We start from the raw sequence: 21,877 nt of genomic DNA, 5'->3' as shown, positions 1-21,877 counted from the left end.
TATTATTGAAAATTAGTTTTTATAAAATTGATGATTTGAGGGAAAGTTGGTTCCTGATAGACTTATTGTAGTTAAATAGAAGTCTCTTTCTTTTGGGTAATTATTGATTTTCGCCCTCTTTTATCGTACTGTCAATTAGTGAATTATTAATATGGTTGCAACTTAGAAAACATATATTTTCGCAATGTTTTTTTGTAATTTATTTTAAATCAACTACATTCTTTTACATTTTTTCTATACTGTTTTCTTGGTATATTTTTTTGATTCCAATGATCATTCACATTCTTTAGAGTGCAAATTTCATTGTTTTTTGGTCCTTATAAAAGTTTTTTGACCTCGCTATTCTGTAGTTGCAGTAATACGTATTTTTAACAGAGATAAGACGGTGTGAATTAATAATCAATTCACGATAAATGGACTCGTGAATATTGTAATCGCAGTTATATATTTTTACTGGGAAGTGATTTGAAATAAGGAAACAGATTTGAGTTTGATCATTTTTTGATAAAGCCGCCTATCTTTATCCGGCTCTAAGTTTTTATCCTTTTTTATTTTTCAAAAGAGAACAAAAAACAAAAACCACCCTTAAAAAAGAGTGGTTTGTAGACCCACAGGGATTCGAACCCCGAATGACGGTACCAAAAACCGGAGTGTTACCGTTACACTATAGGTCTGTTTTATTTTGGTGGTGCAAATTTACAGCTTTTTTCTTTATATACAAGAACTTTTTGATTTTTTTTTTAAATTTACTGTAGAATTTATTTACAGAAAACATGCTGATAGACTTCAATAATCTCAATACTAATAAATTATCATTCGATACGGAATTTGAAAAGAAAGTGAAAATTTTTCTGGAAGAATGGTTTTCAGAAAAAACAGAAGTAAATGTTCAGACTTCAGGTTCTACCGGAGTTCCGAAAATTTTTGAAATTGAGAAAAAGAAAATGATCAATTCCGCAGTAATGACCTGTAATTTTCTGGGATTAAAAGAAGGGGATAGTGCATTACTTTGCCTGCCTGTAGAATACATCTCAGGAAAAATGATGATTGTCCGTTCCATAGAAAGAAAATTAAAATTAAAAATTGCTGAACCCTCTTTAAAACCAGTGGAAAATCTGGATGAAGAAATAGACTTTTGTGCCATGACACCTCTTCAGGTAGAAAACTCTCTGGAAAAGCTTTATCTGATTAAAAACCTGATCATTGGAGGGGCTGCCGTCTCAGAAAGCCTGAAAAGTAAAATTCTGCAAATGAACCTTAGCCCTTCAAATCGTATTTTTGAAACCTATGGAATGTCTGAAACCCTTTCCCATATTGGCTTAAAACAATTGATGCCGGAACAGGAAGACTATTTCACTGTTTTTGAAAATGTGTCTATTTCTTTGGACGACAGAGGTTGCCTGAAGATCTTTGCTCCCAATGTAAATGCTGACGAACTGCAAACTAATGATTTAGTTGATATTAGAAATGAAAAACAGTTTAAATTCCTTGGAAGAATTGACAATGTGATTAACTCAGGAGGAGCAAAAATCTTCCCGGAAACACTGGAGACATTGGTGAAAAAAGAACTTTCGAATGAAGCGGTGTTTATGGGTTTGCCTGATGAAAGTTTGGGTCAGAAACTGATATTGATTATAGAAGGAAATAAATCCGATGAATTGATAAAAACAGTGATGGATATCCCTTTTGATAAAAATTTCCACAAACCAAAAGAAATTATCTTCATCAGTGAAATTCCGAGAACCCCTAACGGGAAAGTAAACAGAATGGAACTGTATAAAAGCATCAACATAAACCTCTAGTCACCAAAAAATGAAAGACTTTTCAAAAGAACTCAGTTTCAAAACTTCCCGCAGCAGTGGTGCAGGAGGACAGAATGTCAACAAAGTGGAAACTGCTGTTACCGTGCTTTGGAAAGTAAGTGCATCAGAAGTTTTTAGTGAAGATGAAAAATTACTGATTCATAATAAACTGAAAAACAGAATCAATATCGATGGTTTTTTATTCCTGACGGTTTCCGAAAGCAGAACCCAGCTGATGAATAAAAATAAAGCCATTGAAAAAATAATTGAAATCGTAAACAAAGCACTCATTGTTCCCAAAAAGAGAACGGCAACAAAACCCTCAAAAGCGCAGAAGCAAAAAAGGCTGGATGGCAAGAAAAAACTTTCAGATAAAAAAGAAAACAGACGCTTCAGGTTTTAACTTGTTTCTCTCACAGAAAGCATTATTTTTGCGGAAACTTTTAAAACCATGATCAAAAAATTAATCTTAGTTGGAGTATTCTCAATCTCCATCATGTCTTTCGCTCAGAAATTTTCCATCAGACCTTCCGTTGGGTACGCATGGAGAACTGCAAAAACAATTTCCGGACTTAGTAAAGAAGAAAAAGAATATGTAAAAGACCTGAAAAATGGATTGAACTTTGACATTGCAGCCCATTATGAAGTGAAAAATGGTCTTGCATTCGGATTAAAATATTCTAATTACAGTGCATCCAGTGACGGATTTCTGCTTGGTTATGTAAATGGAATGCCTGTGTCTGTTCCTGTAACGACAAAGGATAATATTACATTTTTCGGTTTCTCCGGGCTTATTTCAAATAATCATTTGGCCACGAGACATAAAATATTTGCAGATGTAGCGTTGGGAGTAATGTCTTATACCACAAAAACAGGAGATGTAAAAGGTACAGGAACCACGTTCGGGGCAGAAGTTGATCTTGGGTATCAGTATCAGGTAAGCAAGAATTTTCTGATTGGCCCAAAAGTAGGTTTAAGTGGTGGAACCCTCAATAAAATGAAGTATAACGGAGTCACTTATAAATTTGATGGTGATCAAAAAGAAGGTTTGCACAGAGTTTCTTTAAGTGCAGCTGCCACATTCCGTTTTTAAGCTGTATCTTTGTTAGAGTTAATAATAATTGATAATGACAGCAACAATCTTTTTATCTGCAGAACGCCGCCGGTCAGGATTGCTGCTGTCTTTACTTTATCTTCACACAGATTCTTTTCTGAAAAGTTCTAAGGACTTCATCACATAAGCCCTGTCAGGATCCAAGACAGGGAATCAATTCGGATTTTATGTATTACTTTTTTGCAGTTTTCTATGGAAGAAGGCTGTTCTACACCTGGATTCTACATTGGATCATCAGGGAATAACTGCATTTAATTTTAAAAATTGAAGAAAATGTCCAATCATATTATTGTAACCACCGGAATTTATGATGCTATAAAAGATACACTCAGAAGAAAAAAAGTGAGCATCGAAGAAGAAAAGAGATTAACGGAAGAACTTAGAAAGGCAAAACAGGTTCTGAGAAGAGATCTTCCTGCCGATATTGTAACCGTTGACAGAAAAGTGACCTTAAAAGACCATACATTAGATTTTGAGCATGAATATATATTTGTGCCTTCTACCAAACAAAAGCTAAAAAAGAATAAACATTCTATCCTTTCGGATATTGCCCTGGCAGTCGTTGGATATAAAGTAGGAGATGTGATAGACTGGCCTTTCAGAGACGGAGAAAGGAAAATCGAGATTCTGAAAGTGGAAACCTGGGAAGGATAACCCTTTGTTGAATATTATTAAGTTGATTGTTAATGAAAGCGTGGCTCATTTTGGGCTGCGCTTTTTTATAGTAATGTGTTGGAAAACGCAAGGGCGCAAATTTTTTAAATACTAAATAGTTGTAAGGCGCAAGGATTTTATCTCGATAAAATTTTATATTGTATAATTTGTCTCACGTTAATTTTGCAGATAATATAAAATCCTTTGCGTCCTTGCGTTTTCCAACAACTTATTTAACAAATGATAAAAAAATACTTCTCTATGATACTTTCTTCAAGTGCTTTGACTGCATTCCGTTTTTAAGTTTTATCTTTGCAAAAATTAAAAAAATGAGCAAACCAATTTCTGAATTTATAGAGAAATATTACCTGCACTTCAATGCAGCTGCATTGGTGGATGCATCTAAAGGGTATGTTGCCCATCTTAAAGATGGCGGGAAAATGATGATCACTTTAGCTGGAGCAATGTCTACTGCTGAATTGGGTAAAATTCTTGCAGAAATGATCCGTCAGGGGAAAGTAGATTTTATCTCTTGTACAGGGGCGAATCTTGAAGAAGATTTAATGAACCTTGTGGCACACTCTCACTATGAAAGAGTTCCTCATTACAGAGATTTAACGGCTCAGGATGAGTGGGATCTTTTAGAAAGAGGTTTAAATAGAGTTACTGATACATGTATTCCTGAAGAAGAAGCTTTCAGAAGATTACAAAAACATATCGTAGAGATCTGGAAAGATGCAGAAGCTAAAGGAGAAAGATATTTCCCTCACGAATTCATGTACAAAATGATCCTTTCAGGAGTATTGGAGCAGTACTATGAAATTCCTAGAGAAAATTCTTGGATGATTGCTGCGGCAGAAGCCAATTTACCAATCGTAGTTCCGGGATGGGAAGATTCTACCATGGGGAACATCTTCGCTTCTTACTGTATCAAAGGAGAGCTTACAGCTACTACAATGAAATCAGGAATTGAATATATGACTTATCTTGCGGACTGGTATACTAAAAACTCTGCAGGAAAAGGAGTTGGATTCTTCCAGATTGGTGGAGGTATCGCAGGAGATTTCCCTATTTGTGTAGTTCCAATGTTGTACCAGGATATGGAAATGCATGACATTCCTTTCTGGTCTTATTTCTGCCAGATTTCTGATTCTACAACATCTTACGGTTCATATTCAGGAGCTGTTCCCAATGAAAAAATCACTTGGGGTAAATTGGATATCACTACACCGAAATTTATCGTTGAAAGTGATGCAACAATCTGTGCACCATTAATGTTCTCTTATATCTTAGAAAACGCTTAAGAATAAACATCTCATCAGAGATTACAATATCAGCGCTTCAATTCATTTGGAGCGCTTTTTTTATTACCATAAGTAAGTGTAATTTTGTTGGAAAACACAAAGGCGCAAAGAGTTCCTAAGTATGTGGATATTTTTAAGGCGAAAGAAAATCAAAGATTTTCAGCAAGGATTCTGTATAGATTTAATAGTCCAAAATTTTATCGAAGATAAAATCCTTGCGTCTTAAAGCCCATAGTATATAAAAATAGCGTCTTTGCGTTTCCCAAAATTCAACACCAAAATCTATGAAAATCTGTGTCATCTGCGGGAAAAACATTCACACAAATCCAGAAAAATCAATCCAAAGAATTCACCAGCACAAAATATCGATACGCCAGAATTCCCTTTTCAACCTTAGTCAGATGATTAGGATCTTTCTTACTCAGCTTCGGAAGAACTTTTTTATTAACGGCATTCAGCAGCCTGAAAAATGATTTTTTCATATCTTTATCTTTTAATGAAACATCATCGAATTTGATAGAGTTCAAAAATGATGCAAAAAGAGAATACTCAGCTATGGAAGAAATTTTCAAACAACAGGTTTACGAAGTGGCAAGACTTATTCCGAAAGGGAGAGTGTCTACTTATGGAGCCATAGCAAAGGCTGTTGGCTATCCAAATCATTCCAGGCATGTAGGAAAAGCAATGGGTGGATGTCCGAAAGATGTTCCTGCCCACCGTGTGATTTCCAGCTCAGGAGTATTATCTGTCCCGGAATTTCAGCCTAAACTGGAAGCAGAAGGAATCACTGTGGAAAATCTTAGAATAAAAAATTTTAAAAAACTATTCTGGGATCCATTGACTGAATTGTAAATTTCAAAGGATTTAAATCAAAGAATTTTTTAACGCAAAGATTTTCTCCGTATTCTGTAATATTTTTAAGAGAGCAAAGTCGGAATCAATTCCATTGATTCTTTCTAAGCGAACGCATTACCACACAGCTTCCTCAACGACAAAGTCGGAATTCTTTGCTTCCTGAAATAAAACATTCGAATCATTAGTTCTTTGCGTTAAAAAAAACTAGTATGCATTAATACAGAAAAAATGTCACTCCATAATTTAATATGAGTGACATCTATATTTTTACAGTTTAAAACCATATTATTTTCTTCCTTTTGGGAGACCTTTCGCTTCTTCTTTTAGCCTTTCGTTTTCTTCTTTTAATAAAGCGATATAACCTTGAAGGTTTTCAATAATAGATCCTGGAATATTACTATAATTATTCTGACTATTAATTGTCCCAGCAGAAGTACCAGAATTGTCATTAAACACAGGATGATCATTATTAACAACAAGCGTTGCTTCATCCTCTTCATAAATGTCCTCAAACGGTACATCCAGAAAACGGGCAAGTTTGTCCCATTCATCTTTTACAATCCTTACATCACCACTTTCTTTTCTGCTGTAATTCGATACATCCGTTGCGATGAAGTCAGCTACCTGTTGTTGAGTGTAGCCTTTTTGCTTTCTGATGAGACGTAATTTTTCTTTTTGCATGACCGACATTTTATACAAAAATGGCAAAAAAGCAGAATCTATACAATAGAAAACAGAAAAAATGTAGAGCAAAGCAATGAAAGCGAATAGAAAAGGCAGAAAAGCTGTATAATATAAATCTTATTTGGATTAATTGTGTACAATTTTTAGATTGTTTGGGATTGTTGGAAAAACGCAAAGGCGCAAGGATTTCTATTTTTAAACTGTTGTAAGACGCAAGAAAATCAAAGATTTTCAGCAAGAATAATGGATAACGACTTAGCAGGATACAATTTTATCGGAGATAAAATCCTTGCGCCTTAAAACACATAGTATATAAAAAAATAGCGTCTTTGCGTTTCCCAAAAAACTCTCCACAAACATCTGTGGAAATTTAAGATTTTCAAAAAGCTTAAGTGCCCAGGATCTTTTGTGGCTTTTGTGGTTAAAAAGATAAAAAAAGACTGCTTCAAAATGAAACAGTCTCTAGTGTATTATTTTTCAAGTTGCTTATAGCTTCTCTGTATAAAATCTGTCAGGTCTTTTCCTTTCAGTAAATTTTGTGAAAGTTTCGCAAGATCCAGCGCATATTTGATCAGGCTTTCTTTCTCTTCAGCATTCTCCGTTTTTAAAATCTGATTAGAAAGTTCACTGTTGGAGTTCACCACAAGATTATACATCTCCGGGAAACCTCCCATTCCGAACATTCCTCCTCCGCCTGTTGCCTGCATTTCTTTCATTCTTCTCATAAATTCTGGCTGTGTAATAGTGAACGGAGCATCATTACTGTCAAGGTCTTCAAGCTGAACCGTAAATTTAGAATCCTGAATAGCCTCTTCTACATTCTTTTTCAAAGATTCTTTTTCAGTTTCGTTTAATTTTGAAATTACCGGCTCATCCTTTTTGATCAGGTTGTTTACATGATCTGCATCTACTCTTGCAAATGAAATATTTTCTTTTGAAGTTTCCAGTTTTTGAATCACGTGTGAAATAATAGGAGAGTCCAATAACAGAACTTCATACCCTTTATCTCTCGCAGACTGAATGTAGCTGTGCTGTTCATCAGCATTCGTTGCATACAGTACCACAAGTTTATTGTCTTTGTCTGTTTGTATAGGCTTGATTTTCTCTACCAATTCATCCCAAAGGAAGTATTTCCCATCTGTTGTAGGATATAATGTGAATTTGTCTGCTTTTTCAGCAAATTTCTCTTCCGTAACAATTCCGTACTCGATAACGACTTTAATATCATTCCATTTTTGCTCGTAGTCTTCACGATTTTCATTGATTAAAGAAGCCATTTTGTCGGCAACTTTTTTCGTGATATAAGATGAAATTTTCTTTACGGCACCATCTGCCTGTAAATAAGAACGGGATACATTCAATGGGATATCCGGAGAATCAATTACTCCTCTCAGAAGCATCAGGAAGTCTGGAACAATTCCTTTTACTTCGTCCGTTACAAATACCTGATTTTGGTATAATTGAATTTTATCCTTATCGATATTTAAATTGTTGCTCAGTTTCGGGAAGAACAGAACTCCTGTAAGGTTGAAAGGATAATCAACATTCAGGTGGATGTTGAATAACGGTTCTTCAAACTGCATAGGATATAGTTCGTGGTAGAACTTCATATAATCCTCGTTGGTCAGTTCGCTTGGAGCAATTGTCCACGCTGGTACCGGATTGTTGATAATATTGTCTACCTCTTCTGTTTCAGCTACGGCATCTTCAGGAGCATCTTCCGGTAATGGAAGTGTATGTGTTTTTGTTCCGAATTTAATTGGAACGGGCATGAATTTGTTATACTTTAATAGCAGTTCACGGATCTTTCCTTCTTCTAAAAATTCTACAGAATCTTCTGCAATATGAAGGATGATCTCTGTACCTCTGTCTGTTTTGTCTGTAGTTTCTTCAAGAGTGAATTCCGGGCTTCCATCGCAGATCCAACGTACTGCAGGTTCATCTTTATAAGATTTTGTAAGGATTTCCACCTTCTCAGCCACCATGAAAGCAGAGTAGAATCCAAGACCGAAATGTCCGATAATCCCTGAATCTTTTGCAGAATCTTTATATTTTTCCAAAAACTCTTCAGCTCCTGAGAAAGCAACCTGGTTGATGTATTTTTCAACTTCCTCACTGGTCATCCCAATACCTTGGTCGATAATGCGTAATGTTTTCTGCTCTTTATCAATCTTAACTTCAAGTTTTGGATTTCCATATTCCACTTTTGCTTCACCGATGCTTGTTAAATGTTTTAATTTTAAAGTAGCATCAGTCGCATTAGAGATTAATTCTCTCAAGAATATTTCGTGGTCACTGTAAAGAAACTTTTTAATAAGTGGGAAAATGTTTTCCACAGATACATTAATATTTCCTTTAGTCATCATATTTTATATTTTAATTATTCCACATACTTCTCAAAAAAAATACCATCATGAGGAATGTGACAGAATGACATTTTTTTAGCCTGAAATGTGCTCATCATGTGAATTTGTCGAAGAAATATCTTATTTTTAATTCTTAAAATATTTTAAATATGAAGTTGAAATGTACAGTTTTTATTCTGCTCATCATGACCTCCTGGATGTATGCGCAGAAAAAGCCTTTAGACCATTCTGTTTATGACAGCTGGCAAAATATAGGCTCGAGAAAAATCTCAAATGATGGAAAATGGGTTGCTTACGCTGTGGATGCTCAGGAAGGAAATTCTAACCTTTCTTTATATTCCGTTAAAAATAAAACCTCAAAGAAGTTTGCAAGAGCCACAAAAGTGGATTTTACAAATGATTCCAGATTTGCTGTTTTTCAAATCCGTCCCCAGTATAAAGATATAAAAGCGGTAAAAGATAAAAAGCTTAAAAAAAATAAATTAACGAAAGACAGTCTTGCCATCGTTGATTTTTTTAATGATAAAACGGAGAAAATTCCTAATGTAAAATCTTTTAAAGTTCCTGAAAAAGCAGGTTCTTATGTTGCTTATCTTCTTGAAAATACAAAAGATAAATCTTCGGATGACGCTTCTGATAAAGAAGATGGAGACGAAAATAAGGATGAAGATAAGAATGTAAAGCCATTGCAGCTGGTTGTACGAAATCTTTTGGATGGAAAAAGTACAACCTACGATAATGTAATACGCTACGAGTTCAGTGAAAATGGGAAGCAGCTTGCTTTTGTGACTAAAAAACCGGAAGAGAAACCTAAAAAGGATAAAAAAGAAGGTAAGGATTCGGAAGATGAAAAATCTGCAGATAAAAAGGACACAGACAAATCCAAGCCAAAGAAATATGCATTTCAAACCGTACAGGTAGTGGATCTGCAGAAAGGAACAGTCCATACAATTTCTGAAATGGAAGGTGATTTTTCACAATTGTCTTTTGACGAAGAAGGAAATCAATTGGCTTATGTGGGAACTTCTTCAGCACAGAATGATTTGGTGAAATCATATCAGTTGTATTACTTTAATTTTAAAGGAAACAAAAAAGAAATTGTTACCAATGAAAATACAAACATGAAAAAAGGGTGGGTGATTTCTGAAAATCGTTCGCTTATTTTCAGTAAAAACGGAAAACAACTGTATTTTGGGGTGAGTCCAAAGCCTATCGCAAAAGATACGGCGATGATTGCAAACGACCACGCTGTGGTAGATATCTGGAATTATAGAGATGACTATCTGCAAACGGTGCAGTTAAAAGAATTGAAAAATGATCTGAAGAAATCTTACGCTGCAGTAATGCAAACGGAAAAACCGGATTTCTTTAGAAATATTGATGGTGAAGACTTAGATACATTAAGGCTGGTAAACGAAGGAAATGCTGAATTTGCGCTGGGTATCACCAGTATCAACAACCGTATTTCTTCACAATGGGAAGGCTCAATCAAGAAGACCTATTTTCTGATTGATAATAAAACAGGGGAAAGAACAGAAGTCATTAAAAATCTGGATGGATCGGTTGCAGTATCTCCGCTTGGGAATTTTGTGGTGATTTTTGACAGAGAAAAAGGGAAGTGGCTGAGCTACAATGTGAAAACAAAACAAACACTTCCGCTGAATTCAGGATTACCTGTTTCTTTCGTTGACGAAGAATTTGATATGCCGGATTTTCCAAGTTCTTATGGTATTGCATCCTGGACAGATAAAGATGAATCTGTGATTATCAAAGACCGTTACGACCTTTGGGAGTTCTTTCTGAATGGTTCCAAAAAACCGAGAAATATAACCAATGGTTTTGGACGTAAACATAAAATAACATTTGAAACATACGTCTTAGATAAAGATATTAAAAGTTTGAACAGAAAATCGTCAATCTATTTATCTGCATTTGATAATACATCCAAGGCGAACGGAATTTTCAAAACCTCTATTCAGTCGAATTCTGATCCTGTAAAAATTCAGATGGAAAACGTATGGGGATACAGAAGTCTTCAGAAAGCAAAAAATGCTGAAGAATATATTTTAGTAAAAGAATCTTACACGGATTCTCCAAATATTTTTGCGACATCAGATTTTTCAGAACAGCAAAAACTGAGCAATACAAATCCGCAGCAAAACCTGTATAACTGGGGAACAGATGAATTGGTAAACTGGACGACTCCAAAAGGAAATACCTCTACCGGAATTTTATACAAACCGGAAGATTTCAATCCGAATAAAAAGTATCCTATGATTGTTTATTTCTATGAAAAGCTTTCGGATAACTTAAACCGTTATGTGGCACCTGCTCCGACACCTTCAAGATTAAATATTTCTTATTTTGTGAGCAACGGTTATCTGGTTTTTACCCCTGATATTTCTTATACAGACGGATTTCCAGGAGAATCTGCAATGGAATATATTAATTCCGGAGTTGAAAAGTTGAAGCAAAATTCCTGGGTAGATGCTGCTAAAATCGGAATTCAGGGACAAAGCTGGGGAGGTTATCAGGTAGCGTATCTTATTGCTCATACCAATATGTATGCAGCAGCATGGAGTGGTGCTCCTGTTGTTAATATGACTTCAGCATATGGAGGAATCCGATGGACTTCAGGGATGAACAGACAGTTTCAGTATGAGAAATCTCAAAGCAGATTAGGAAAGAATTTATGGGAAGCACCGGATCTTTACATTAAAAATTCACCACTTTTTACGATTGATAAAGTAAAAACTCCAGTGGTTATTATGAGTAATGATAAAGATGGAGCAGTACCTTGGTATCAGGGAATTGAAATGTTTACAGCATTACGCCGCCTCGGAAAACCAGTATGGCTTCTGAATTATAATGGTGATGATCATAACCTTATCAAACGTCAGAACAGAAAAGATATCCAAATCCGCGAACAGCAGTTTTTTGATTATTATCTTAAAGGAGCTAAAGCTCCGGTCTGGATGACAAGAGGTATTCCAGCCACCCAAAAAGGAAAAGATTGGGGATTTGAGCTTACAGATGATAAACCTAATTAATAAAAAAACCCGGCGGAGCCAAAGGCTCCGCCGGGTTTTTTTATTTCAAAATAAATTCCAGAAAGACAAAGCAGAAACTGACACAATGGCATTTTTTTATGATGAGTCTGTTGATCGCTTTTATTATATTTACCGCCAATTATAAATAACAGTATGGGAATCTTTGATTTTTTTAAGAAAAAGAATAACAGTCAGGAAAATGTGAGTACTCCGGTTCAGGAAATGGAAATGCCAGAGGAAAAGATCGTAGAGGAAACAGTAGAAGAGGTGGCGGAAACAATTCCGGAAATCACTTTACAGCCAGTAACAGAGCCGAAAGTAAATGAAGAGTATGAAAAAATCAGAGTTTATAATGATTATATCGTCTATTCTATTGCACTTCAGTTAAGAGGTGAATATACTCCTCTTTCAGCTTTTGAAAAAGAAAATGGTGAGGTAGAAGGATTTGCTTATATGGTAACAGAAGATGCCTATGCGCTTTCTCCACAACAGGCGATCACACAGATGGAAGAAAAATTTGAAAATGAGCTTCAGGAAGGAAAGATTAAATCTTATATGATCCTGTACCATTCTCAGTTTGATAATAATGGGAATCATACTCCGGCAATCCAGGAAGGAGAGTTCAAAGGAATTTCACTTGCTTATCATTTTGCAGGAGCGGATAAAGCGAAAACAGGACTTCCATATATTTTTGAAAACCAAAATGTCACTTATAAAGGTTTCGCAGAGTTTTCTCACGAAGAAAATAATGAGATCATGAATCATCAGTTGGTTGAAGGCAGAAATTATTTCCAGCATACAGAAGGTGTTGCAGCTCCTGAAATGACTAATGAAGCAGGAATTATTATCAGAAAATCAAATGTTCATAATCTTATGAATACATGGAGCGGAATTTTTGGTCATCAGAATTTTCAGACTAAAGATTACGGTCAGTATCTGAATGCTATTCTAATGCACTCTGAGTCTTCTGATCAGTCAGATGATATTAAAAGTAAAACGGAATTTGAAGGGGTAAGATTTAAAACTATTTTAACGGAGGAGCTAAGTATTATCGTTCCGGAAGTGAAAACTGATTATACTTTGGATTTTGAAACGAGATCAATCAGAGAATGGGAAAATGCTTTGAATTTACAGGCGATTGTAGCAGGGCCTGCAAGAGATACTTTCGGAGTATGGTTTTTTGCTACGGATTATGCTGAAAATAGAAACAGATACATGACACAGCTTCATCTGAAGGTAAATGTTAGTGGAATTGTTCTTATCCTTGATGTTCATACCAATACTGATTTACCAGATGGAACCAAAATGAGTGAAGATTTCACAACCTATGTACCAAGCCAGGATCTTCCTAACTATGCATGTTTTGACTTTATTGCTCAGCTGGTAGACTTTAAGGAAACAGAATTGCTTGATGATGGAAGTGTTAAAGGATATATTCTTAAACTGAAGCTGATCACGAATGAAGAAAATGAAGATTTCTTTACCATTGATGCTTTTGTGAATAAAGAAAACATGAGACTGGAAACACTTACAAAAGGAATGAAAGTGACCGGAGCACTTCAGTTGCAAGGTAAAATTGCTGAATAATTTTAAAAATATAAAAACTTAAAGAGGTTGTTCTAAGGAATGACCTCTTTTTTATTGTAAAAACTGAGAGATTATTTTAACGCAAAGGAATAAGAGATTCGAAAGTTTATTTCAGGAAGCAAAGAATTTCGACTTTGTCGCTGATTAAGCTTTGTGATTATACATTAGCTTAGTAAGAATCAATGAAATTGATTCTATCCTTTGCTCTCTTAAAAATATTACAGTATACAAATGAAAGCTTTGCGTTAAAAAAACAGAATCATTTAAAAACAAAAAGGCAATCCTAAGACTGCCTTTTCTATTATTTTCTGAAATTATTTATTTTTCATTTCTTCTTTGATCTTGTTTTCCAATTCCTCGGAAAGATCAGGATTGTCTTTTAAAACATCTTTTACAGCATCACGTCCCTGACCAAGTTTAGTCTCTTCGTAGCTGAACCAAGAACCGCTTTTCTTTACAATTCCCATATCAACTGCAGTATCAAGAATTTCACCTACTTTAGAAACTCCTTCACCATACATGATATCAAATTCTGCCTGCTTGAAAGGAGGTGCTACTTTATTTTTCACAATCTTCACTTTCACACGGCTACCGATAGCTTCATCACCTTGTTTGATCGGTGCACTTGCTTTTCTGATATCAATTCTTACAGAAGCGTAGAACTTAAGAGCATTACCTCCGGTAGTTGTTTCAGGATTTCCAAACATTACACCAATCTTTTCTCTCAACTGGTTGATGAAGATCACTGTACATTTAGTTCTTGAAATCGTAGCCGTAAGTTTTCTTAATGCCTGAGACATCAATCTTGCGTGAAGACCCATTTTAGAATCTCCCATTTCACCTTCGATCTCTGCTTTTGGGGTAAGAGCAGCCACAGAGTCAATTACAACGATATCAATAGCTCCTGAACGGATCAGGTTATCTGCAATTTCTAAAGCTTGTTCTCCATTGTCAGGCTGAGAAATGATCAGGTTTTCAAGATCAATTCCTAATTTCGCAGCATAAGTTCTGTCGAAAGCATGCTCTGCATCAATGAATGCAGCAATACCACCTGCTTTTTGAGCTTCAGCAATAGCATGAAGGGTTAATGTTGTTTTACCTGAAGATTCAGGACCATATATTTCAATGATTCTTCCTTTTGGATATCCGCCTATACCTAGTGCAATATCTAATCCTAAAGAACCGGAAGGAATTACTTCTATTGTATTGTCGATAGATTCATCACCTAAAGTCATTACTGTTCCCTTTCCATATGTTTTATCTAGCTTGTCAAGCACTAATGCGAGTGCTTTTTTCTTATCATCAATGTTACTCATCGCTATTAAAATAATTTCTCAAAAATACATAATTTAAATATCAAAAGCTAATATTATTTATCCGTGAAAGCTGTTTTTAGAGTTAAAAAATGATAAATTTTTACTACTGATCTTATTCATTACGAAGCATATGTGGAATGTGGTATCTAAATTGTTTTTACTAAATAAGAGTAGCTGTTTTTTATTGGAAATCGCAAAGGCGCTATTTATGTATAATACTTTTGTTTTAAGACGCAAAAATTTTATCTCCGATAAAATTGAATGCTGCATATCTTAACCTCTCACAGATTATGCAAATTAAAATGGTGCTAATGAAAATCTTCATAATCTACTTCATCTGCGAAAATTTCATCTAAAATTATATACTTTCCCTTGCTGAAAATCTTCGATTTTCTTGCGCCTTAAAAAGTACCATAATGTCTAAAAATCTTTGCAACTTTGCGATTTCCAACCAAAAAAACCTTTAATGAAAATTTGAATTTTTGGTGATATTCAGATAATCTTCCAATACTTTTATCTGATCTTTATTTCCTCTTTGTATTCTGGCATCACGACTTACTAAACTGTCATATATTTTATTGAAGAGTATTTTCGATTTTGGAAACATCGTTTTATAAGGAACATCCGGGATTTGTAATCTTTTACAAACTTCATTATCCAGCAGAAACCAGGTGCAGCAGATGTGCAGGTATCTTAAATTTTTCCTTTGGAATTCAAATTTTAAAATAGGATTTTCCAGAGATTCATCCAGCAGAGAATGAGCCAGCAGAACAGAATCTTTATCCGAGGGCGGCTGAACAGAGGTCCATAAATAAAAATATTCTGTAGCCTGTTTCTTGTCATCAGGAAGAAGCTGTTCCGGAATTCCCAAAAGATAGCCTACATATTTCCAAAGGTGGAAAATTCCCTGTTCCTCTTCAATAGAAAAACGATTGCCAAGTTTATGAAGACTATGAAGAAAGACAAGACTGAATCCGATATACGTTGCCATCATATCCCACGAATTGATAGGTTCTCCCCAGTTTTCAGTATCCCAGTCTTTATAATGTTTTTTTATGGAAAGTCTGGCGTAGGAATGGATCAAACGGGTTTTTATCGCAAACTCATAGCCTTTTGCGTGAATTTCAAGGGCATTGTAGCGGGTAGCATTCACCCAGAAATCCAACGTTTCCGAAAGACGTTTTACGGCTCCTTTTTTCAATGCTTCTGTGAAAATCAATGGCTTGTTGAGATAGGCGTAGTCGTAACCACCGATCAGACAATAATCTCTCAGAGAGATCAAAGAATCGAGGTTACTTCTCATACACAGTTCAGCACCACTTTTGAGAAGGTTATAATCCAGCCATTCGGGAACTTTTTGAGTTTGGGTGAAAAGCTTTTTTACACTTTCAGGAACTGCCTCTGTTTCCGAAACTCCATTTCTAATATACTGTTCAATTTCCTTGGAAGCCTCATGAAATTTTTTAGTGAAATAAACCTCTTTTACCACTTCATCACCGATCTCATCCACATGATGAAAATAGGGCGCAAATTTTTCAAACTTTTCAAAATTCACCTCTGCTCCGGAAAATTCAATAAGGAGTTTTCCGTTCCCACTTTCCCAAAAGTTTTTGAAGTGAGGAGCATCTTTAAATCGAGGTTGTATCATGTTCATTCCTTTATCTATAAAAGTACAAGTTTTATGCTGAAGTTTTCCGGTGAGATTTATCAGCTATTCAGGAGAAATTTTTAGAAAAAATACCACAAACGGGTAATTTACTTGTATCTGTATAATTTGAAACTTTGTGTAAAATAAAACTAATAACCATGAAAACTCAATTATAAAAACATTTCATTTTTCTACAATGATAAACTTATTCTAAAATTCAGAAGACTTAACCAGAAAAATAAAAATCATGAAAACTAAAATTGTATTGCTGTTTCTACTCGCTTGGGTGGTGATGGCGTTTGGACAAAAAAAAGACAAAAAAGACTCAATTCCAACTCAATTGACAATACCTGAAATTGAGACCTTATTATCTAAAGACGAATTTAAAAAAATTGTTAATAAAGAATTTAATTCTGTTATGAATAGTAGTGGTAAAACCACAATTGGAAATTATGCTGCGGCAGATATCAACGATGGGCGTTTGGCTTTTAATGCAACAAAGAATTTTAGAAATGGTGATATGCTTTCAGTAAATGCAAGTGGAAGTGTTACTGATGGTTTTTTTGCAATTTTTAATCAATCAAAAATAAATAGTAATGTCGGTGTCAATTTCAAATATAATGTGAGATTAAAATCATCTTCTATTTTATTTCATGAAAGGGAAATCAAAAATTTATCTAAGAAAAAATCTATTGCTGCATCACAAGCTAATGTCATAAAATCATTATACATAAAAGATTCAATATTACTATTTTCAAAATTGAAGCTATTAAGGTCAGAAATCTCTGACATTCAGGAAAGACTGAAAACAACCAATTTAGACCCTACTGTAAAAGCAAAGTATGAGTATGAAATAGCTTTGAAAAATATGCAGACCGATTCTCTTTTATTAAAGAAAGAGTCACTTCCGTCTTTAAAAGAAATAGAAACCTTAAGTGTATCTAAGAAAAAAAACGGTGTAAATACTGCCATTGATAACTTTAATTATACTGGCATCTTCTTTCATTGGATAAGTTTAGGAGCAGGATTTCAGAATAATAATTTCAACTATTTTAATCCATCTTTATCTTACGCAAATCAAATAACTAAAAAAAATTACGTGGGTTGGAAAGGTTCAATTGAATACAATTATTATGAGTGGAATCAGTACAGCAAACCAACTCATTATTTGTTGATAGGCTTTTCAGGAGGGATTGATGATAATTTTTCTGATTTATCTAAAACTGAAATTAATGAATCTTACAATTATGGAGAAACTTCATCAGGACAAAGAACCTCAACCAAAAAATTTAATGCTTATCAAGGAACATATAAAACAAATCTATCATATAGCAAATTGTATATTGATTATTACAGATTTTTTTTAGAAAATACAATGGCAGTACACATTTATCCACAAAGTACATTTAAAGAAGAAAGTAAACCTCAATATAATGCAGGAATAGGGTTACTATACTCATTTAAGGATTTGAAAAAAGATAAATCTAAACTACATGTGGAACTTTATTTCAATCTTATTGATCTAACCAATTCCAACGATTCAGAGTTAGCTTTTTTAAAGCGAAACGAAATTGGACTAAGATTATCAATTCCAGTAGCATTTCTTAATTTTTAAAATATTTTATTATGGCAAAAACTACAAAAAACAAACGGAAAGACACAATCCTTTATCGTGCGGACTGTCTTAATTGTCGCAAGTATGTGGGAAAAAAAACGACACGCTTACAAGCGGAGGAAGATAGGGAAAATCACAAAAGTGAACCTAACAATGAAAATCATGACGTAGAAATCGAAGTTATACAACATTCCTATTTGAAATAACTAATTTCGATAGCATTGTATGATTTGAAATATTAAAAAATCAGTTTTTACGAACTGATTTTTTCTTTCTACATTTGTAAGAGTGTTGACGTAAAAAATTATAAGGATAAAATAAAAAGGAAATTTTACATTTAAAATACTTAAAATAAAAATACCAAACAAAAAAACCTTCCCCATGGGAAGGTTTTATATTACTCATTGCTTATCGCTTATTACTCATTATAAAGAAGCAGCGTGTACAAGCATATCCACTAACTTGTTAGAGTAACCCATTTCGTTGTCATACCAAGAAACAAGTTTCACGAAGTTTGGAGAAAGCATGATACCCGCATCTTTGTCGAAGATAGAAGTTCTTTTATCTCCTACGAAGTCCTGAGATACTACAGCATCTTCAGTATATCCTAGGATACCTTTCAATTCACCTTCAGAAGCAGCTTTAATTACTGAACAGATGTCTTCATAAGAAGCAGCTTTTTCAATTCTCACTGTTAAATCTACTACAGAAACGTCAACAGTTGGTACTCTGAAAGACATACCTGTTAGTTTTCCGTTTAGTGAAGGGATTACTTTTCCTACTGCTTTAGCAGCACCTGTAGAAGAAGGGATGATGTTGTTTAGAGCAGCTCTACCACCTCTCCAGTCTTTTACTGAAGGACCGTCAACAGTTTTCTGAGTCGCTGTTGTAGCGTGTACAGTTGTCATTAAACCTTCTACGATTCCGAAGTTATCGTGGATCACTTTAGCTAAAGGAGCTAAACAGTTTGTAGTACAAGACGCGTTTGATAAAATTTTGATATCATCAGTAAGTTCCTTGTGGTTTACCCCCATTACGAACATTGGAGTATCATCTTTAGAAGGAGCAGAAAGGATTACTTTCTTAGCACCAGCGTTGATGTGAGCCTGAGCAGTATCTTTAGATAAGAAAAGACCTGTAGATTCTACGATATAGTCAGCACCAATTTCATTCCACTTTAGGTTGTTAGGATCTCTTTCAGCAGTTACTCTGATTCTTTTCCCGTTTACTACAAGATCATTTCCTTCTACAGAAACTTCACCTGGGAAAATACCGTGTACAGAGTCATATTTTAACATGTAAGCCATGTATTCTGCATTAATAAGGTCATTGATTCCTACAACTTCAATGTTGTCTCTTTCAGTCATTGCTCTGAAAACAAGACGTCCAATTCTACCAAAACCGTTGATACCTACTTTAATTGTTGACATAATAGTTTGTTTTTATTAGATTATAAAAATAATTAGATTGCTAAGATTTTTGAAATCAGTAAAAGATCTTCATTGATTTCGTTATGTTTTTTAATGGCTTCTTCAATAGGCGTATACGTCAGATCGTTGGAACGCATTCCGGCCATTACATTCGTTTGTCCTTCCATTAATCCTGTTACAGCACCGTAGCCTAATCTGCTTGCCAAAACTCTGTCTGCACAGCTTGGAGAACCTCCTCTCTGCATATGTCCCAAAATCGCTACACGAATGTCATAATCAGGGAAGGTAAGTTTTGTTTTTTCAGCAAGTTCATATACATTGGCTAGTTTTTCACCTTCTGCTACAACCACAATGCTTGATGCTTTTCCGGTTTTTTCTGCATCTCTGAATTTTGCGAAAAGCTCATCAATACTGTCTTTTTTCTCAGGAATTAAAATATCCAGAGCTCCGGTTGCCAATCCACTGTTTAAAGCAATAAAACCTGCATCACGACCCATCACTTCCACAAAGAAAACTCTGTTGTGAGACGTTGCGGTGTCACGGATTTTATCAATGGCATCCATTGCAGTATTCAAAGCAGTATCGTATCCGATGGTGTTATCTGTTCCGAAAATATCGTTGTCGATTGTTCCCGGGATACCGATTACTCTGATTCCAAATTCTTCGTTAAAGATTTTTGCACCGGTGAAAGTTCCGTCTCCACCAATACAAACCAATCCATCTATTCCAAGCTTTATGCAATTGTCATAAGCTTTCTGACGGCCTTCTTTCGTTCTGAACTCAGTGGATCTGGCAGATTTTAGAATCGTTCCACCCTGGTTGATTATATTTTTTACGGAACGGGCTCCCATTTTCAGGAAATCATTGTTGATAAGGCCGTTGTAGCCTTCTCTCACTCCGTAGCATTCGATATTATAGTAATTGGCGGTTCTTACTACCGCTCTTAATGCCGCATTCATACCCGGAGAGTCACCCCCTGAAGTAAGAACTGCAATCTTTTTTACAGCACTCTCTTTCATCAAGTAAAAAATTTCGAACACAAATTTACAAAAACAAGTTCAGATTATCGTAGTAACTTTCCAATAGTTTTGAATATAAATTATTAAAAGCTTCTGAAGTTTGTAGGTTTAAAAAAATATCGTGCAGTTTTTGTTTCTTCAGCATGGATGTCAAGATCGTACCAGGGTGTAAAATAGGGATTAAACGGATTAGAAAGCACATGAACCGACTGAGCTGGGGTAAATCCTTCACTTAATAAATACAATCTTTCCCCTTTTTGATTTTTGCAAACTCCGGTAATGAAGACAATATGTCCGGGACTGCCTGGAGTGATCAGAATATCTCCTGTTTTCAGATTAGAATTTCTTGTAACGGGCTTTGTTTCTTTGTTTAATGAAATTGTTCCTGCGTAATTGAAAATAAGATCCAGGTAATTCCTGAAACTCCCATAAGAATCATCAAAAGCTGCTGTTTTTCTAAAGCTGACCGAATTTCCGCTGACAAAAGCTCTCGTTCCGTTTTTATAATCGTTCCAGCTGAGAAGATCACCACTGGTAAAATGAAACTTGATTTCGTTAAATTTTTTTGCCTTATAAAGATACTCAGCTCTCATCCGGATTGCCGCATCAGCACATTGCTGGAGATCTTTATTTCCGGTATCAATATCAAAAACAGCCTCATGAAGATGCTGGGTAGAAATAGGAGTACCATCATATTTTAAAATTGGACTGTCATAAGGTTTCAGCTTAAAATTTTCAATAAAATATCCGAAAGAATCTGGTTTTTCGTCGATCCACTCATATCCTTCCGGTGGAGAAAATCTTTCCCGGATGGTATTTTTATCCTTATGAATCTTTAGAGAATTTTCAGCAATTAAATGTTCGTTATGATCCGGTTCAGCCAGTAAACGGTCTGACAGTTTTTCTTTTGTACAGCCTGTGAGAAAGAGAAATGCTGTAATTCCTGTGATAATTTTTTTCATGCGTTTTTAGTTGATACAAAGATTATTTTTTTTAGATATCTAGCAATAAGGATTCTGAAAATATGAAGATTTGAAACCTGCTTTACCCCTTTTCTTTTTCCGGAATTAAAAGTTTTCCCCAATCATTCAGTTGCCAGAGGATTTCCACCAGCTTTTCACCAAGTTCCGTTAAAGTGTATTCAACCCTTGGGGGAAGTTCATTAAAAGATTGCTTTGTTAAAATACCATCTTCCACCATTTCAGTCAGCTGTTGATTGAGAACTCTTCGGTCCACTTTTGCAATACCACGCAAAAATTCACTGGGACGTTTTTTCCCTTCATTGATCTGCCACACAATAGGAATTTTCCATTTTCCACTAATTGTATTGACCGCTACTTCCAACGGGCAGATTTTATTTTCTTCAGCTCTTTCCTTTGTTTCCATAAAATTGACTTTTTTATCCCTATGGGTGAAAAATATGCGCTATTGTT

At 35.0% G+C, this 21,877-nt stretch carries 18 protein-coding genes and 1 tRNA gene; 9 read left to right on the top strand and 10 right to left on the bottom strand.

What is annotated here, in order from left to right; genetic code table 11:
• Positions 1 to 603: 603 nt before the first annotated feature.
• Positions 604 to 674 (bottom strand) — tRNA-Gln (locus ODR02_RS16670).
• A gap of 99 nt (positions 675 to 773) precedes the next feature.
• On the opposite strand from ODR02_RS16670, the gene ODR02_RS16665 reads away from it, so the two are divergent.
• From ODR02_RS16665 to ODR02_RS16645, 5 genes are all read left to right on the top strand, one after another.
• Positions 774 to 1,802 (top strand): AMP-binding protein, encoded by a 1,029-nt coding sequence (locus ODR02_RS16665; RefSeq protein WP_309512826.1) that lies wholly within the window; start codon positions 774 to 776, stop codon positions 1,800 to 1,802.
• 10 nt (positions 1,803 to 1,812) lie between these two features.
• Positions 1,813 to 2,205 carry an alternative ribosome rescue aminoacyl-tRNA hydrolase ArfB gene (gene arfB / locus ODR02_RS16660; RefSeq protein WP_309512825.1) on the top strand — a complete coding sequence of 131 codons (393 nt, stop codon included), beginning with the start codon at positions 1,813 to 1,815 and terminating at the stop codon, positions 2,203 to 2,205.
• A gap of 48 nt (positions 2,206 to 2,253) precedes the next feature.
• Complete coding sequence (locus tag ODR02_RS16655) at positions 2,254 to 2,895, top strand: hypothetical protein (protein ID WP_309512824.1); 642 nt, start codon at positions 2,254 to 2,256, stop codon at positions 2,893 to 2,895.
• 294 nt (positions 2,896 to 3,189) lie between these two features.
• Positions 3,190 to 3,570, top strand: a complete 381-nt coding sequence (locus tag ODR02_RS16650) for a GreA/GreB family elongation factor (protein WP_105681483.1) — start codon at positions 3,190 to 3,192, stop codon at positions 3,568 to 3,570.
• A 329-nt stretch (positions 3,571 to 3,899) separates the two neighbouring features.
• Positions 3,900 to 4,874, top strand: coding sequence for a deoxyhypusine synthase family protein (locus ODR02_RS16645; RefSeq protein WP_105681482.1), 975 nt, complete (start codon positions 3,900 to 3,902; stop codon positions 4,872 to 4,874).
• A 335-nt stretch (positions 4,875 to 5,209) separates the two neighbouring features.
• On the opposite strand, the gene ODR02_RS16640 is transcribed toward ODR02_RS16645, so the two are convergent.
• Positions 5,210 to 5,356: a hypothetical protein gene (locus ODR02_RS16640; protein ID WP_185097866.1), complete on the bottom strand. Its 147-nt coding sequence runs from the start codon at positions 5,354 to 5,356 to the stop codon at positions 5,210 to 5,212.
• Between the two features lie 73 nt (positions 5,357 to 5,429).
• On the opposite strand from ODR02_RS16640, the gene ODR02_RS16635 reads away from it, so the two are divergent.
• Positions 5,430 to 5,726 (top strand): MGMT family protein, encoded by a 297-nt coding sequence (locus ODR02_RS16635; protein ID WP_209787254.1) that lies wholly within the window; start codon positions 5,430 to 5,432, stop codon positions 5,724 to 5,726.
• Positions 5,727 to 6,014: 288 nt separating this feature from the next.
• On the opposite strand, the gene ODR02_RS16630 is transcribed toward ODR02_RS16635, so the two are convergent.
• Positions 6,015 to 6,410 carry a helix-turn-helix transcriptional regulator gene (locus tag ODR02_RS16630; protein WP_209787255.1) on the bottom strand — a complete coding sequence of 132 codons (396 nt, stop codon included), beginning with the start codon at positions 6,408 to 6,410 and terminating at the stop codon, positions 6,015 to 6,017.
• A gap of 473 nt (positions 6,411 to 6,883) precedes the next feature.
• Positions 6,884 to 8,776, bottom strand: a complete 1,893-nt coding sequence (gene htpG / locus ODR02_RS16625) for a molecular chaperone HtpG (RefSeq protein ID WP_209789273.1) — start codon at positions 8,774 to 8,776, stop codon at positions 6,884 to 6,886.
• Between the two features lie 152 nt (positions 8,777 to 8,928).
• Here htpG and ODR02_RS16620 point away from each other — a divergent pair, with 152 nt between their 5' ends.
• Both ODR02_RS16620 and ODR02_RS16615 read left to right on the top strand, forming a co-directional pair.
• The gene (locus ODR02_RS16620; protein ID WP_309512823.1) at positions 8,929 to 11,829 is read left to right on the top strand and encodes an alpha/beta hydrolase family protein; all 2,901 of its coding nucleotides are present in this window, start codon (positions 8,929 to 8,931) and stop codon (positions 11,827 to 11,829) included.
• 153 nt (positions 11,830 to 11,982) lie between these two features.
• The gene (locus tag ODR02_RS16615; RefSeq protein WP_309512822.1) at positions 11,983 to 13,416 is read left to right on the top strand and encodes a hypothetical protein; all 1,434 of its coding nucleotides are present in this window, start codon (positions 11,983 to 11,985) and stop codon (positions 13,414 to 13,416) included.
• Positions 13,417 to 13,730: 314 nt separating this feature from the next.
• Here ODR02_RS16615 and recA read toward each other — a convergent pair whose 3' ends face one another.
• Together recA and ODR02_RS16605 are read right to left on the bottom strand one after the other, a co-directional pair.
• Positions 13,731 to 14,732, bottom strand: a complete 1,002-nt coding sequence (gene recA, locus ODR02_RS16610; RefSeq protein WP_047419990.1) for a recombinase RecA — start codon at positions 14,730 to 14,732, stop codon at positions 13,731 to 13,733.
• Between the two features lie 463 nt (positions 14,733 to 15,195).
• Complete coding sequence (locus ODR02_RS16605; protein WP_309512821.1) at positions 15,196 to 16,380, bottom strand: oxygenase MpaB family protein; 1,185 nt, start codon at positions 16,378 to 16,380, stop codon at positions 15,196 to 15,198.
• Between the two features lie 247 nt (positions 16,381 to 16,627).
• Between ODR02_RS16605 and ODR02_RS16600 the strand changes: the two genes are divergently transcribed.
• Positions 16,628 to 17,995, top strand: coding sequence for a hypothetical protein (locus tag ODR02_RS16600; RefSeq protein WP_309512820.1), 1,368 nt, complete (start codon positions 16,628 to 16,630; stop codon positions 17,993 to 17,995).
• Between the two features lie 425 nt (positions 17,996 to 18,420).
• On the opposite strand, the gene gap is transcribed toward ODR02_RS16600, so the two are convergent.
• The 4 genes from gap to ODR02_RS16580 form a co-directional block, all read right to left on the bottom strand.
• Positions 18,421 to 19,425: a type I glyceraldehyde-3-phosphate dehydrogenase gene (gene gap / locus ODR02_RS16595; protein WP_047386314.1), complete on the bottom strand. Its 1,005-nt coding sequence runs from the start codon at positions 19,423 to 19,425 to the stop codon at positions 18,421 to 18,423.
• Between the two features lie 32 nt (positions 19,426 to 19,457).
• On the bottom strand, positions 19,458 to 20,444 hold the full coding sequence (gene pfkA / locus ODR02_RS16590) for a 6-phosphofructokinase (RefSeq protein ID WP_209787276.1): 987 nt from the start codon (positions 20,442 to 20,444) through the stop codon (positions 19,458 to 19,460).
• An 83-nt stretch (positions 20,445 to 20,527) separates the two neighbouring features.
• Positions 20,528 to 21,406, bottom strand: coding sequence for a DUF4846 domain-containing protein (locus ODR02_RS16585; RefSeq protein WP_309512819.1), 879 nt, complete (start codon positions 21,404 to 21,406; stop codon positions 20,528 to 20,530).
• Between the two features lie 82 nt (positions 21,407 to 21,488).
• A complete protein-coding gene (locus ODR02_RS16580; RefSeq protein WP_309512818.1) occupies positions 21,489 to 21,830 on the bottom strand; it encodes a winged helix-turn-helix transcriptional regulator in 342 nt (113 codons plus the stop codon).
• Positions 21,831 to 21,877 lie beyond the last annotated feature (47 nt).

This window comes from Chryseobacterium sp. CFS2 (assembly GCF_036543225.1).
In the GTDB taxonomy this organism is placed as follows: domain Bacteria; phylum Bacteroidota; class Bacteroidia; order Flavobacteriales; family Weeksellaceae; genus Chryseobacterium; species Chryseobacterium culicis_A.
This window is presented reverse-complemented; position numbering and strand designations above follow the sequence as displayed.

What these genes read in the sequence shown, in the direction of transcription:
- ODR02_RS16580 (WP_309512818.1), bottom strand. Translation starts at nt 21,830, where the DNA reads ATGGAAACAAAGGAAAGAGCTGAAGAAAATAAAATCTGCCCGTTGGAA.
- ODR02_RS16645 (WP_105681482.1), top strand. Translation starts at nt 3,900, where the DNA reads ATGAGCAAACCAATTTCTGAATTTATAGAGAAATATTACCTGCACTTC.
- pfkA (WP_209787276.1), bottom strand. Translation starts at nt 20,444, where the DNA reads ATGAAAGAGAGTGCTGTAAAAAAGATTGCAGTTCTTACTTCAGGGGGT.
- ODR02_RS16620 (WP_309512823.1), top strand. Translation starts at nt 8,929, where the DNA reads ATGAAGTTGAAATGTACAGTTTTTATTCTGCTCATCATGACCTCCTGG.
- ODR02_RS16655 (WP_309512824.1), top strand. Translation starts at nt 2,254, where the DNA reads ATGATCAAAAAATTAATCTTAGTTGGAGTATTCTCAATCTCCATCATG.
- recA (WP_047419990.1), bottom strand. Translation starts at nt 14,732, where the DNA reads ATGAGTAACATTGATGATAAGAAAAAAGCACTCGCATTAGTGCTTGAC.
- ODR02_RS16640 (WP_185097866.1), bottom strand. Translation starts at nt 5,356, where the DNA reads ATGAAAAAATCATTTTTCAGGCTGCTGAATGCCGTTAATAAAAAAGTT.
- ODR02_RS16665 (WP_309512826.1), top strand. Translation starts at nt 774, where the DNA reads ATGCTGATAGACTTCAATAATCTCAATACTAATAAATTATCATTCGAT.
- ODR02_RS16600 (WP_309512820.1), top strand. Translation starts at nt 16,628, where the DNA reads ATGAAAACTAAAATTGTATTGCTGTTTCTACTCGCTTGGGTGGTGATG.
- ODR02_RS16650 (WP_105681483.1), top strand. Translation starts at nt 3,190, where the DNA reads ATGTCCAATCATATTATTGTAACCACCGGAATTTATGATGCTATAAAA.
- ODR02_RS16585 (WP_309512819.1), bottom strand. Translation starts at nt 21,406, where the DNA reads ATGAAAAAAATTATCACAGGAATTACAGCATTTCTCTTTCTCACAGGC.
- ODR02_RS16630 (WP_209787255.1), bottom strand. Translation starts at nt 6,410, where the DNA reads ATGCAAAAAGAAAAATTACGTCTCATCAGAAAGCAAAAAGGCTACACT.
- gap (WP_047386314.1), bottom strand. Translation starts at nt 19,425, where the DNA reads ATGTCAACAATTAAAGTAGGTATCAACGGTTTTGGTAGAATTGGACGT.
- ODR02_RS16615 (WP_309512822.1), top strand. Translation starts at nt 11,983, where the DNA reads ATGGGAATCTTTGATTTTTTTAAGAAAAAGAATAACAGTCAGGAAAAT.
- ODR02_RS16605 (WP_309512821.1), bottom strand. Translation starts at nt 16,380, where the DNA reads ATGATACAACCTCGATTTAAAGATGCTCCTCACTTCAAAAACTTTTGG.
- htpG (WP_209789273.1), bottom strand. Translation starts at nt 8,776, where the DNA reads ATGACTAAAGGAAATATTAATGTATCTGTGGAAAACATTTTCCCACTT.
- arfB (WP_309512825.1), top strand. Translation starts at nt 1,813, where the DNA reads ATGAAAGACTTTTCAAAAGAACTCAGTTTCAAAACTTCCCGCAGCAGT.
- ODR02_RS16635 (WP_209787254.1), top strand. Translation starts at nt 5,430, where the DNA reads ATGGAAGAAATTTTCAAACAACAGGTTTACGAAGTGGCAAGACTTATT.